The organism is Reichenbachiella agariperforans (assembly GCF_900142205.1).
In the GTDB taxonomy this organism is placed as follows: domain Bacteria; phylum Bacteroidota; class Bacteroidia; order Cytophagales; family Cyclobacteriaceae; genus Reichenbachiella; species Reichenbachiella agariperforans.
Genome location: NZ_FRAA01000001.1, coordinates 1,304,373 through 1,317,952 on the forward strand (window position 1 = coordinate 1,304,373; position 13,580 = coordinate 1,317,952).

The following is a 13,580-nucleotide window of genomic DNA, read 5'->3' on the forward strand; positions in this document are numbered from 1 at the left end:
AATGTCTTTGACAAAAGGTAACCCACTCTCAAAATGTACGATAAGATTTACCAATTCCTAAATAGGTTTTTCAAAGCTTCGACGCTGTACAAAGCGATGTTCAACCTATCGCCCATGTATAGAAGATCAACTGGACGCATCACTACCGTGAGCGATGATCTGTTGCGGGTAGATATCAAAATCCCATTGAGCTACAAAAACAAGAATTATGTAGGGACGATGTTCGGAGGCAGTCTCTTCTCAGCTACAGACCCTATCTATATGATACAGCTGATGCAGATACTAGGCAATGATTATGTAGTATGGGACAAAGCCTCAACTATACGTTTCAAACGACCTGTCACCCGAGATGCTTATGCGGTGTTTTCATTTAGCCAAGAGGAAATCACAGCTATGAAACAAGCAGTCCTAGATCATGGAGAAACCGATATCGTCAAACTGCTCTTGATTACGGACAAAAAAGAAATGGTCTTCTCCGAAGTGGAAAAGACCATTTATGTGGCGTCTAAATCTTACTATAAAGAAAAAAGAAATCGTAAACGCGATTTACAGCGCTAAACCTTCTCCTATTTCTTCAGCTCTTTTTTTCATTTTTTTAGCTACTTTGTGCAGATCATAACCTTCCATGATTGTGAAGCCTAAATCTCCATCCACTACTACGAAAATCGAGTTCTCGTTTCTAGTAGCAATGTCATTGCTTTTGTGGGTTTCTTTCTCTCCTTTAACCCTTCTACACAGTTTTTCATAGTAGACTACATCGTCATACACTTCCTGCATCGTACCACTGCTGACGGTCAATAAGTAATAAATCTCATCGTATTTTAACTCTTTAGAAAAAAGGTTGTAGACACGCTCTCCATTTTCTTGAGTCGTTTCTTCTATGGCCAAATTCTCACTTTTCCACAAAGTTTCTGTTTGTGCTTTCACAGCCACACTAGCTACCATGATCAAAACTAACAATGCTAATCTTTTCATTCTCTAAAAGTTTATTCCCTAACACAAATAGAAACAATCCGAAGGTAGTAGCAAAAAAATAAACGCTTAATCTAAAAATTAGGTGGTTTCACTTATATGTTACGAATAGAAACTCATGATAAAACTTAATATTCAATACAAACAGCTCTAAAAAAATCACCATCAACCTACATAAGTTAACACCACTTAAATCAACACAAGAGCCTCCTGCCCTTGCAAGCAGGATATGTTTGATATAGATATTACTAGGCTCAGTAAGTGCTCATACTGCAAAAACCTACTAGACAACATATTTTTGCTTCAAGAGTTCCGCTATATAAAAAGTGTACTGTACCCTCAAATCCATTCATGATCTTGTTTCAATCCTGTGATACGCAGACCTCATTTTCACCTGTGTGACTCACTCATCGAACAGGATCAATGAAACTCCAATTATCTCTCTTGGAGAGAGATACGAAATCTAGAGGCCGTCCTCCGTTCTATTTCTTTCAAAGACCTGTCTTATGACTTTGTTTGAAACTATATTTTCCACAATTTGAACGTCACAAAGAAACTCATACAATGAACAAAATAGCTATGTACAAATTCCTTCTGACCACCCTCTTGATTTTCGTCCTATCCAACACCTTCGCACAGAAATACATGGATAATATTCTTTCCAAATCATGCGAGTGTGTAGATGAGGTCTCTACAGACCTACCTATGCAGGAGTTCAATCTACAGCTGGGCCTATGCATGATAGAGGCCGCACAGCCTTACAAAAAGCAACTCATGAAGGACTATGATATCGACTTAGAGAATATTGATTCGAATGGACAAGGAGAAAAACTAGGTAGAACCATAGGCGTGAAAATGGCAACTACTTGCCCTAACACCCTCATGAGGCTCACCAACAAAGTGACAGCTCCCGAAACTGAAACCACTACCAATGTCGAAGCTGTAGGAACTGTCTCGCATATAGATCGTGAGCTTTTCGTTGTATTCACTCTAAAGGACTCCTACGACAAAGAAGTCAAATACTACTGGCTAAGCGCTGTAGAATCCCCAATCAACCTTGATCAAAACTACCCTTCTCTTTTAGGTAAAGACGTCAGTATCATCTACGAAACCCAAGAGCTTTTCGATCCTAATATTGAAATCTACCGTGACTTCAATGTGATTCAAAAGATAAGCCTTGCGATAGGGGATTAACTAAAACCTGCGTAACTCATGCATAAGCCCAATCAATCCTCCACAGCAAATGGCTGGTTGATCTGCTATTAATATATCTTTCTCCAGATATTTAGAAAAATTCGAATCCCTTACTCCTGCTGTTGATCGCATTGCAAATGCTCTACCATGACATCCTCGTCACAGACGAGGGAGATTGAGGATATTGTCTGTTTTTGTCTTTCCACAAACCCGTGCGGGTTTGCCTCCAAGTCTGCGCGGATTTGATCTCAAGTCTGTGCAGATTCGGAGTAAAGTCTGCACGGGTTTCACGTAAAGTCTACGCGGGTTTGTATATAACCCGTACGAGTTTCAAACAAAGCCAGTACGGGTTTGGTGTAAAGTCTGCCTTGGTCTGAAGCAAAGTATCAGTAGGTTTTTGGTAAAGCATCAGTAGGTTTGAGACAAAGTCTGCGCAGGCTTTTGTCCCAGTACTTCTACTGCTCGATCGCAATTGCACTAGTGTACTAGGATAGACATCTATAGAGACGATGGGCATTTCAAATCCCCAATCAATGCGAGCCCTGCACGGTCAGCGGCGATTAGCTCTTCTGCCCGTGCAGCTTCTTATAGTTCCACTTGGAGAGGATCGCCAATACCACCACGCCAGCCACGATCCAGTACACGAACTGTGGGATCGGTACGGGATCACCTTTGGCGTAAGAATGCAAGCCTGCAAGGTAGTAGTTGACCCCAAAGGAGGTCATGATGATGCTAAAGAACCCTACTACACTGGCCAAGCTATAGACATAAAGGTCGTTGAGCTTCGGTACGAGACGCAGGTGGAGTATCGTCGCATACACGATCACCGAGATCAGTGCCCAGGTTTCTTTTGGATCCCATCCCCAGTATCTCCCCCAGGATTCATTGGCCCATACCCCACCGAGGAAGGTTCCTATGGTGAGCATGAACAGTCCGATGGTCATGGACATTTCGCTGATGTAGCTTAGTTCTTTCATGCTGTTGAACAAGCGCTCATTGCCCTTCTTCTCGACAATCATAAACACCAAGGTGAGTATCCCCAGCAATGCCGACAAGGCCAACGGCGCATAGCTACTCACGATGATCGCCACGTGGATTTTGAGCCAGTAGGATTTGAGTACAGGCACAAGGTTGGTGATCTCAGGATTGAGCCAATCCAAGAAGGCCACAAACAGCAGCGTCCCAGCAAACAGAGCCGCCAGCGGCACCACAAAATCAGACTTGCGGTAAAACGAGAAGCCAAACAACATCAGCGCCCAAGACACCAATATGATCATCTCATAGCCGTTGCTCCAAGGAGGATACTGTGCTGCATACCACCGCAAGATCAGGTTGAAGGTCAAGGCCAAAAAGCCTACAAAAACCACTGCGGTCAAGCCGATCTTGCTCTTGTCGACCAACGAATTGTTCGGATAAAAAACCGAAAAGATCGCAACGGCCAATAGTGCGATACCTGTCAACCAGAAGAAAGAGAACAGGTGGTTAAACAACCTGAGTTTGTTGTACAGCAATTCTGCCCGCTGGATGTTGCTACTAGGGATCACGGCTGCACCTTTTACATTTTGAAAGGTACGGATGTAGCTCAGCGTCTCGTCGGCTTGCGTCCAATCTTTGTCTCTACTGGCCTTGAGTACACTCTGGTAGTACATCGGCATGATGCGCTTCACAAATACAGAATCTTCTCCTTTGAACGCCTCTCCCTCGTATTTGTCATGAAACCAAGTATTCTCTGGATCGCCTTCTAGCGGAAACAATTTTAAATAGTATCCGGTCAAGCCTTGAAAGAAAACATTGAACCGCTCGTCTACATGGATCAGCTCCTTGTCCAGGTTGGATCGCTCTGCGGGTTTCTTGCGGTTGGCCTCTTCCACCAAATCCAATAGCAGGTAATTGCCTTGTTGGTCCAACAGGTCGGTGAAAGCCAAATATTTGGTTTCCTCTTTGCCTATCGTTTCGAGGATGGCCGCTCCTTTCTTCGGATCGATCTTGATGATGGGCACAGCCTGCCACACCATGGGATTGATTTGCATCATCAAAAACTGCTGATCGCTGTTGAGCTTCATATCAGGCGTCAAAGCGAAAGACGAGCGTCCATGCACCTTTCTCAAGAATTCGGATGACAAAGTATTGACTGGTTTGATCCGTCCATCCAGATCCTGCACGAGCAACTCCCCAAAATCATTGGCTTTGTCCGCGGGGATATAACTGGATTTTATACTGTTGAGAAAGGCTTGTTGGTCTTGTTGACCCGCCTCCTGAGCAGATACGCCACTCCATAGTCCTAACACCAGTGCAACCGTAGAAGCGACCTTCTTGGCATTGAGTGCGGACAATTTCTTATTGATGGTTTGAAACCTAGAGTTCTTCCAAAACAGTGTCAAGAACATCCCGATACCCAGCAAAGTGTAGCCGAGATAGGTAATGTTCGTCCCCCACCAGTCGCTGTTGACCGAGAGCACCGTACCCAGCTCATCGGTATCATAGGATGCCTGAAAGAATCGATACCCACGGTAGTCCAGTACATTGTTCATGTAGATGTGATACGGGAACTGCTCCTCTCCATCTATGACCGTGACACGACTCGAATAGGACGATGGGCTCACTGATCCAGGGTAGCGTATCAACTCAAAATCATTCAATGCAATCTCAAAGGGCAGCTGTATGGGCTTGGGTCCGTAGGTGATGTCGACATGATACGCCCCCAATTGCACGTGTTGTTTGTCGCTGTAGTTGCCATCAAAAGCCGGCAAAAGCACCTCATGCTGTATCTCACCATCTGACAGCTTGACAAACAGCAGATCATCCAGCGTCTTGGCCTTTTGCTGATCCTCGGACTGACGATAGACCACTGCGCTGTGCTCAAAAATCTCTGGTACTACGAAGGCTACTCCTTCCCCTTGGTACAGCGCGCGCAATTTCAGGTCTTGTAGCGTATCTGCAGGCAACCTACCCCCTGACTGGGTAGCCATGATCATAAACGATAGCTCTACGGGAGACTGAATCTTCAATTCGCCATCCATGTCATAGATATTGACTGCTCCCGGTACGGGATTGTTGAATGTGACGGGGTAGTTATTGACCAGGATCGACCCGCCCGACTGCAAGTACAAATTTTCTCTACCGGTGGTGCCGGCAGTCACTACAGTGAGTACGGTACCTCCTGTTTTGGATTCAATTACTTTTTGTTCGGCCTGCGGCACAAAAGCGGCAGCCTCTACCGTCACCTCTCCATTTTGTCCGAAAGACAAGTCAAAGTCAGGTTGACTGAAAAAGGATAAATTGAGTTGCTGCTCGTAGGTCTCTTTGTAGTCTCCCTTGGTCACCTCGATCTGAAGGTAGCGCTCCTGCGAAACGATCTGCGAAGCAGCCTGCCCCTCACGGATACTCATGAGCCCCTCGAAACCATAGTAGCGTGTCACAAATGCCCCAATGAGCGTGACGATGAATGCGACATGAAACAAAAAGATGGGAAACTTCTCCTTACGCAGGAGCTTGTAACGAAAGATGTTGCCCGCAAAATTGAGCACCAACAAAAACATGATCACCTCAAACCACCAGGCTTTGTAGATCATCGTTTGGACGGCTTGCGTACCAAAATCGTTTTCCAAAAATGTACCGTAAGCCATTGCTATGGCAAAAAGCAAAAGAAGCACTGTTGTCAACTGATTAGAAAACAATACTTTAAAAATTCCTGATTTCATATGATTTGTATCTCCTTACTTCATGGAGACGGCCTTCTTCACCCCCATGCCTTCTTCACGTTTCTTAGCCTCTTCGAGCCACTGCGGTATGATATTTTCCTTAAACTCTTCCTTCTCTTTCTCCAAAGCTACACGATCGATTCCCATCAATTGTTGCGCCTTGTCCTTGGTGGTGATGTCTGGATAGGGCAACTCTTCGTAGTACCCCAAACTCGCCAGCAATCTGGCCAGCTTGATCCGACCTTGGCCTGCCACATCCATCGCCGAACTGACCACTCTACTCACCTCCACGGGAGAGTGAAAAGAAGCCCCATGAGACGCTACCGAATAGTCCCATCTCCACTGTGCATGTCGAATATCCTGAAGAATACTTTCCATATCTTCGTCGCTCGCGCCCAATTCCCATGCCTTGCCCGCTTCTAGGTGCAAACGAACTAAAATTTTCTCCAACTTCTCCATATTTTCACCAACCTTTTTCTGTCTTGTATAGACATCTGCTACCAAATCCTCTTTGTCTTGACGATGACAGACCTGACAGGAGTTGGTCACGTTGTTGAGAGGAGACTGGATATGATGGTCTGTGTACTTCTGTCCACCTTCTGAGGTATATGGCATGTGACAATCCGCACAGGACACCCCGCGCTTGGCATGTATGCCCGTACTGTATATTTCATACCCTGGATGTTGAGCCTTGAGCATTGGCGCTTTGCTCACCGCATGCGTCCAGTCACTGAAATTGATCTCATCATAGTAGGCCTCCATCGCCTCCACAGAAGTACCGTCTCTCCATGGGAACACCAAATAAGGCACGCCTTCTTTGCCCGGAAGGTTCTTGTTGAAATAGTACTCAACATGGCACTGCGCACACACCAGAGAGCGCATCTCTTGATGACTCGATGCGTTGATATCCTTGCCCATCGCCTCGAACGCCTCGATCAGCGCAGGGCGGGTGATGCGAAGGCTCATGGTCTCAGGGTTGTGACAGTCGGCACACCCTATGGCATTGACGACTTCAGACCCCTTGTCTGCCCACTTGCCACTATAGAACTCGTCTATTCCGATCTCATTCATCAGACGAGGGACGTCTGGGCTCTTGCAGGTCCAGCAAGTACTCGGCATGGGACCAGTCCCAGAACCTGTAGGCCCTCCTGTACGAAGGATATTTCTAATATCATCTATAGCATAGGAGTGTCCCTTCGGCGCATTGTATTCTTTCGAAAAGCCATATCCAGCCCATAAAACTACCAGTCTAGGATCTTTCTCCAGCATGTCTACATGCTTGCTCCCTCCCTGGTAACTTTGAAAAGTCGTGTCTTTGGTTTCCAAAAACGACTGATACTGCCTCGGGAAGTTCTCTCCCCAGACTTGGTTTCGAGGTTCATTGTCGGCTATCTCTACCATGGGTTGGTAGGCGAACTTGGACTCAGTTTTTCTACTGATGATGCTATTGGCTAATAGGCTCAGTAAAAAGGCTGCTACTGCAGTCGCAAAAAATAAAAATACATGTCTTTTTTTGATAGAGGCCATGGTCGGGACATTTGGTTATTTAGAAGACTTCAATTGTTTTTTGATCCAGTCAGGGACAAACTCCTTCTGCTGCTGACGGACGGACAACGGTTCAATGAACTGACCAATGGCCGCCAAGCTTTTCACTCTGCCATGAGGAGTCTCTCTGTGGCATTCCCAGCAGGCTCTGCTGGTTCTATTTTCTTCATGATTGTCCACCCAAGATGCCATTTTTGCATCGGTGACTTGATCGATATGGCACCTGATGCAATTGTTTTGTACTACATGCTGACTGGGTTCTCGCATGGTGATCGCCTGAGGTTCCAAGCGTAAAGTATAGATCGAGGCATGATACAATCCATCCATTGCTTTGAAATAGTACTTATTCACCACATTGTTGTGCGGCACATGACAATCATTGCAGACGGTGACACGCTGGTGCGAACTATGATCCCACGTGATGTACTCGGGAGTCATCACGTGGCAATTGATGCATGCCTTGGGATCGTCAGAGAGGTAGGATACCGCGTTAGACACTCTCAATACATAGAACCCTAAACCAGCCATCAGCCCACACAATAAGGTAACAGGCACGATCCACTGGTCAGGCGGTACTATCTTATTTAGGAGGTTCATGGTATCATTAAGTTAATCCTTCTTCGAAGAATTAAAAAGCTGTGGACGAAAATCTACCATGACCCAAGCCCAGTTGTTGAGTGCTGAGGCTTCACCTGTATACCCCGTCACTGTTCCTTTGATCTGCTCCATCGACTCAGTGGCAAACATCTGAGAATAGCCTAGGTTGATAGTGACTGCAGGATCCAGTTTCCAAGTCATCACTAGATCGATCTCTGTACCAAGATTGCTCGAGTAGGATTGTGACACGTCATTGATATCAACGATATCTACAGGACTAAAAAACTGATGAATATTGGCTTTGAGTGAAGAATTTGCTCCAGTCTTCCACTCTGTCATGATGCGGAAATCCAACAAGCCAGTGTTGTAGACCGTTCCCTGCATACGGTGTGGGTTAGCCACATAGAAGTAGTCCATGTAGCCATAGAATTTATGATTAGATCCAAATAGAGAATTAAAAGAATGATCCTTCGATGATCCATAGCTAGTCCCTGACATGTAATCCACAGCAAGTTTAATGGGTGTCATGTCAGTCTTATAGGTCGCATAAGCTGCCAGCATGTGTGCAGAATTATCCACTCCCGCTCTATTCTTTCCCATTTGCAGATAGGATTCTCCTCCTATTTTCAAACGATCGTTTACTTTATAATCTAGCAGCAAGGCAAAACTCTGCTGAGCGACCCCACTAGAATCAGTCACATTCTGATATCCATTATTCAGTGCCATGGCATTGATTTCTAGCTTTTCCAACCTTTTGGTCAGCCAGACATACTCCATGTGTTTGTAATTAACGACCCCATCATAAAAAGTCCCTTGGAGCAAAGATGGTTCATAGGCATTTTGGTTGAATGCCCCCCCTATATCAATCTTCCATCCTGATTCCAGATCCTCATAAATCAACAACAGCGCATCGTGACTCCTGCCCTGTGGCTGCCAGTTCGAACTACCAAAGAAACGTTCGTTGTGATAGCGGATAATCTGCCGACCTGCTTTGAAGGACAATTTGTCTGTGAAGAAATATTGCCCCCAAGCCTCTGAAAAATGTAACGTATTGTTGTCGTCGGTTTTGTAGGGTTGATTGGTGGATCCCCACATACGAACATCCTGTACAGTCACTTTGATCTTGTATTTTTCTTGAGTGAACCCAACAGACAGTCGTGTTCTTTGTTCTGTATAGAAGGCAGGGCCTTCATCAGGGGCATTTAGTTCTTTAAACCCGTTTCGAAATTCAGCCCTCGGTCTGACTTGGGCATCTATGATAAATTGTGCTTGAAGATAAGAACTGAAAGACATGGCCAACGCTACGAGCCAAAGCTTGGAATATTTCATTCGATTAGACAGATTAATTTAATATGAGCCTAAAGATACAATCTATTTTATGTTAAAAAACAGATTAGCGATTGTCTTCTCAATAGAGAATCATTCTACTTTTTCCTCGTCACGAAATACACGCCGATAATCACGACTATCGCCCCAACCATCTGAAAAACCGTCAACCGCTCACCCAAAAATATCCAAGCCAATACAATCGTAGAGACAGGTCCAAAACTCGCTACAATAGAGAAGTCCGATGCTCCCAACAACTTGATTGCATAGGAAATCAGATAGGAAGGAATAACCGTCGAGAACACTGCCATACCTAAGCTCAAAGCATACACCTCCATCGGATAACTCATCAACTCAAAGTCCCCTACGAAACAATAATGAACAGCCACACATGCACAAGAAATCATCATCGCCAAAGAAGTAAACACCACTGGTCCCAATTTCGGAATTAACCAATCGCTCCCCACCAAATACGACGCATAAGTCAAAGCACTCAAGACAATCAGTAGCACCCCCGTGACATTGGATAGCTCAGAAAATCCAGGCTCTTGAAGATACATCACTATGATCCCAGCATAGGTTATCACCACTGCGATCATCTGGTTTTTGGTAATCCGCTTTTTCAAAAAAAACCAAGACAGAAACAAAACGATCGTGGGATAAATAAACAAAATGATTCGCTCCAAACTCGCTTTGATGTATTGCAAGCCCAGAAAATCAAAATAGCTGGCCAAATAATAACCAAGAAACCCAAACAGTATAACCGCTCCAAATATCCTAGGCGTCAATTTTTCTTTCAATACAGAAAAGTTCCATGCAGCAATCGCTAGATAGATAGGAAGAGAAAACATCATCCGAAAGAGTAGCAAGGTCACTGTATCAATCTCATGGACATACGCTAGCTTAACCATGACGGCTTTAGCAGAAAAGAGTACTACACCCAAAAGTGCAATTAAAAACCCAAAAGATTTAGAAGAGAATGGCTTCATACAATGGCGGTAAGCCACAAATAAACAATGTATCTAGCACTATTACATCGCCTCAGATACATTAATGAGCCATCTTAGTGACGAAAACATACTCAAGCCTTTACTAAAAAACTGTACCTGTTCACCTTAGCCTTTCAAATGAAGTGCTACCCATTAAAACAATCTGTCAAGAGACAGATTGTGAGTAGTTGGTGGACAGGATAAAAAAGTATAGATTTGAGCGAGAAAAATTACAAAACTGACTGTACTATAAACCTACCACACCAAACAGCATAGACAGATTTTAAGTAGCATTTATGGATTTTTATGGTATCGTTGGGTCTCTACTCACAGTGGGGCTTATAAGCGGTGGTTCTGCTATAATCTTCAAAAAATCAAAAGACTTTTTGAAGAAAAATGGCCAAGACGTAGGAGAAAATAATCCTAGCAGTTCAGACTATGACAAGTTGAAACTCCTTTTTGATCATACGCAGAAAGAAGCCAAACTAGGTGTCTGGGATTGGGATCTGAACACCAACACACTGACTTGGTCAGATGAAGTCTATAATATTTTTGACCAACCCAAGATCATCACACCTAGCATAGAAGTCATACGCGCCATCATCTTTGAAGATGAGCTCGAAGACTATGACAATGCCATCAAAGACGCCATCAAAGGAGGATATCCCAGACGCATACAGTACCGTATCAAAACCCGAAACCACTTCATCAAACATATCTCAGAAAAAAGAGAGGTTATCAAAGATGCTGCTGGTGTACCCATCCGAGTGATTGGCACCATACAGGATATCTCGAAACAAACACAAACCACCAACTACCTATTCAAAACCAAAAGCAACTACAAACTCCTCACACAAACACTGCCAGTAGGGATCTATCGTTCTAACAAAAAAGGTGACGTACTATTCGTCAACCAAACCATGGTAGAAATGTTTGGCTACAACAGCGAAGAAGAGATGATGCACCACAAATGTGGCACATACTACTCCAACGAAAACTACCGAGACAACCTCATCGCTCAGTTGGAAACGGACGGAATGCTGATCGATTACAAAATTAAGTTCAAGAGAAAAGATGGAACTGAATTCATCGCTACCGAAAACTCACAAATCGAAGGAGATGAAATACATGGTGTAATCCAAGATGTCACGGAAAGGAATGCCATTGAAGAAGAAAAAAACGTTTTGATTTCAACGTTACAGAGACAAAACGATGATTTAGAACGTTTTGCACACATCATCTCCCACAACCTAAGAATTCCACTCGTCAACCTCATGGGGTTAACTCAAATCATAGATGAAAGCAACCTCAACAGTGACAACAAAGAAATTCTAGACCTGATGCGTCAGTCAACAAACAATCTGGACATGATCATCAAGGATCTAAACAAAACCGTCTCTATTCGTGACAAAAAACACAAGCACTACCAACAGGTAAATCTCCAAGAATGTCTATCGACAGTCGAGCAAGAACTAGAAGAAGTTATCATCCTAAGCCAAGCACGAATAGAAACGAATTTCGAAGAGACGGATGAAATCCTATCTATACCAGGCTTCCTAAATAACATCTTTCTGCAGGTCATTGACAACTCTATCAAATTCAAGCACAAAGACAGATCTCCCGTTATCAATGTGCGATATGAGTCTGATGAGTTAGAACATCGATTTGCAATAGAAGACAATGGCATGGGCATCAATATGACCGCCTATAAGGATCGTCTGTTTAAGCTCTACGAAAAATTACATCCGCAAATCGAGGGGCGCGGAGTAGGTCTATATATGGCATACAATCATATCAATGCGCTAAAAGGGAAAATCACACTCGAAAGCCAACTCGATCATGGTACCACCGTCTTCATCAGCATCCCTAAAGAAACCCAGCTATAATACTTAGCATCTACTTACATCTACACGTACATTTTCGATGAATACCCCATTTTTCATCGATCAATTTCGAGCAATAGAGGATAGACAAATGTGTACATACAGCTATTATTGTATGTAGGAATTTTGCAGCCTCCTACCTAATATTAGCTTGATTCGAGAGATTACTGTAACCGATACACTTATCATGAATTGGATTAACCTATATGCGCTAACCTCTCTCCTCCTATGTACCAGCCTATCAGGACTAGCCGAATCAGACACGATGATATATGGCCGAGTGATTGATGCAGAGACACATGCTCCCCTACCTTTTGCCAATATCGTACATGGACACTCCGGTACCACCAGCAACCTAGATGGGCAGTTTGTCCTGACTATACACGAACAAGTAGATAGTGTATACATAGAGGTAAAATACATGGGATACAAATCAGAACAACTAACCTTGGCAGCAGGGACTACTGATCTAGTTATTGCCATGAATAACCAAACTCAAATGTTGAATGATGTCAAAATCTATTCGGCCGAAAACGTCATGGCCGATGTATATAGTCACCACCACCTCAACTACGAATATGAGGATCAACTACTAGAATCATATTACAAAGAGTCGATTCGCTACGGCGACAACTACTACTTCATCGCAGAGGGGATTTTCGACATCTACCTCCCGACTATCTACAGTGATAACGAAGTACAGGTCAGAGCAGAAAAAACAAGAAAGAAAGAATTTGTCTTACTCGACACAGTCGACATGCCTATGTTTAGTGGTCACGTCCATGATATGGTTCAAGCTGCTTCTAGACGAAAAACAAGTTTTTTAGATTCTGAAAACAAAGATGCCTACTACTTCTCCAAGCAAGACCTCACCATCTACGATGGACGAGAAGTTTTCGAAATTCATTTTGAACCAAGAACCAAAAAAGGGACTGCCAGTGGTACATTATTTGTAGATTCTGAAACCAAAGCGGTGATCCGTGCCGAATACTATCCTATCATCGCACATCAAGACTTTTGGACTCGTGTAAAATGGATAGAAGAGTACAAAGAGATCGATGGTACATGCTACATCCATAGAGTATCCTACCTAGGAGAATGGACGGTAGACGGTCGTACTTACAGTATGGAAGCACTGATGCTAGTCACTGATTTCGAAACTATCTATGAAACACCCGTACTAGAAAACACTCTCGCGGAAGAAGCGATCTTCTTTCACGAAGCATCATCATTTTCAGACACTTTCTGGGAGGGGCACACCTATATTGCACTGAGTCAAAAAGAACGCCAGTCCTTAGCGAAAAAATAATTCCAATCTGCTAAACTAGTCATGCCTGGACTCAGTAAAGAGCAGGTCAGTGAAGAGAAATGTA

Annotated in this window: 10 protein-coding genes; 4 read left to right on the forward strand and 6 right to left on the reverse strand. The window is 43.9% G+C overall.

Annotated elements, in window-relative coordinates:
• The first annotated feature begins 96 nt into the window (after nt 1-96).
• Nucleotides 97-558: a DUF4442 domain-containing protein gene (locus tag BUB99_RS05140; RefSeq protein ID WP_262501883.1), complete on the forward strand. Its 462-nt coding sequence runs from the start codon at nt 97-99 to the stop codon at nt 556-558.
• On the opposite strand, the gene BUB99_RS05145 is transcribed toward BUB99_RS05140, so the two are convergent.
• On the reverse strand, nt 547-975 hold the full coding sequence (locus BUB99_RS05145; protein WP_073120017.1) for a hypothetical protein: 429 nt from the start codon (nt 973-975) through the stop codon (nt 547-549). The two genes, BUB99_RS05140 and BUB99_RS05145, sit on opposite strands and share 12 nt — an antisense overlap.
• A gap of 561 nt (nt 976-1,536) precedes the next feature.
• Between BUB99_RS05145 and BUB99_RS05150 the strand changes: the two genes are divergently transcribed.
• Nucleotides 1,537-2,166, forward strand: a complete 630-nt coding sequence (locus BUB99_RS05150; RefSeq protein ID WP_073120019.1) for a hypothetical protein — start codon at nt 1,537-1,539, stop codon at nt 2,164-2,166.
• A gap of 560 nt (nt 2,167-2,726) precedes the next feature.
• On the opposite strand, the gene ccsA is transcribed toward BUB99_RS05150, so the two are convergent.
• From ccsA to BUB99_RS05175, 5 genes are all read right to left on the reverse strand, one after another.
• Nucleotides 2,727-5,867 (reverse strand): cytochrome c biogenesis protein CcsA, encoded by a 3,141-nt coding sequence (gene ccsA, locus BUB99_RS05155; RefSeq protein ID WP_073120022.1) that lies wholly within the window; start codon nt 5,865-5,867, stop codon nt 2,727-2,729.
• A gap of 15 nt (nt 5,868-5,882) precedes the next feature.
• A complete protein-coding gene (gene nrfA, locus BUB99_RS05160) occupies nt 5,883-7,394 on the reverse strand; it encodes an ammonia-forming cytochrome c nitrite reductase (protein ID WP_073120025.1) in 1,512 nt (503 codons plus the stop codon).
• Nucleotides 7,395-7,409: 15 nt separating this feature from the next.
• Nucleotides 7,410-8,009 (reverse strand): cytochrome c nitrite reductase small subunit, encoded by a 600-nt coding sequence (gene nrfH, locus BUB99_RS05165; protein ID WP_073120028.1) that lies wholly within the window; start codon nt 8,007-8,009, stop codon nt 7,410-7,412.
• Between the two features lie 12 nt (nt 8,010-8,021).
• Nucleotides 8,022-9,338 (reverse strand): alginate export family protein, encoded by a 1,317-nt coding sequence (locus BUB99_RS05170; RefSeq protein ID WP_073120030.1) that lies wholly within the window; start codon nt 9,336-9,338, stop codon nt 8,022-8,024.
• A 95-nt stretch (nt 9,339-9,433) separates the two neighbouring features.
• On the reverse strand, nt 9,434-10,324 hold the full coding sequence (locus BUB99_RS05175) for a DMT family transporter (protein WP_073120033.1): 891 nt from the start codon (nt 10,322-10,324) through the stop codon (nt 9,434-9,436).
• 296 nt (nt 10,325-10,620) lie between these two features.
• Here BUB99_RS05175 and BUB99_RS05180 point away from each other — a divergent pair, with 296 nt between their 5' ends.
• Nucleotides 10,621-12,210 (forward strand): PAS domain-containing sensor histidine kinase, encoded by a 1,590-nt coding sequence (locus BUB99_RS05180; protein ID WP_073120036.1) that lies wholly within the window; start codon nt 10,621-10,623, stop codon nt 12,208-12,210.
• A gap of 184 nt (nt 12,211-12,394) precedes the next feature.
• A complete protein-coding gene (locus BUB99_RS05185; RefSeq protein WP_139280899.1) occupies nt 12,395-13,516 on the forward strand; it encodes a carboxypeptidase-like regulatory domain-containing protein in 1,122 nt (373 codons plus the stop codon).
• The last annotated feature ends 64 nt before the right edge of the window (nt 13,517-13,580 follow it).

Bases quoted from the DNA above. Each gene is read 5' to 3' on its own strand.
- BUB99_RS05140 (WP_262501883.1), top strand. From the start codon at position 97: ATGTTCAACCTATCGCCCATGTATAGAAGATCAACTGGACGCATCACT.
- BUB99_RS05145 (WP_073120017.1), bottom strand. From the start codon at position 975: ATGAAAAGATTAGCATTGTTAGTTTTGATCATGGTAGCTAGTGTGGCT.
- BUB99_RS05150 (WP_073120019.1), top strand. From the start codon at position 1,537: ATGAACAAAATAGCTATGTACAAATTCCTTCTGACCACCCTCTTGATT.
- ccsA (WP_073120022.1), bottom strand. From the start codon at position 5,867: ATGAAATCAGGAATTTTTAAAGTATTGTTTTCTAATCAGTTGACAACA.
- nrfA (WP_073120025.1), bottom strand. From the start codon at position 7,394: ATGGCCTCTATCAAAAAAAGACATGTATTTTTATTTTTTGCGACTGCA.
- nrfH (WP_073120028.1), bottom strand. From the start codon at position 8,009: ATGAACCTCCTAAATAAGATAGTACCGCCTGACCAGTGGATCGTGCCT.
- BUB99_RS05170 (WP_073120030.1), bottom strand. From the start codon at position 9,338: ATGAAATATTCCAAGCTTTGGCTCGTAGCGTTGGCCATGTCTTTCAGT.
- BUB99_RS05175 (WP_073120033.1), bottom strand. From the start codon at position 10,324: ATGAAGCCATTCTCTTCTAAATCTTTTGGGTTTTTAATTGCACTTTTG.
- BUB99_RS05180 (WP_073120036.1), top strand. From the start codon at position 10,621: ATGGATTTTTATGGTATCGTTGGGTCTCTACTCACAGTGGGGCTTATA.
- BUB99_RS05185 (WP_139280899.1), top strand. From the start codon at position 12,395: ATGAATTGGATTAACCTATATGCGCTAACCTCTCTCCTCCTATGTACC.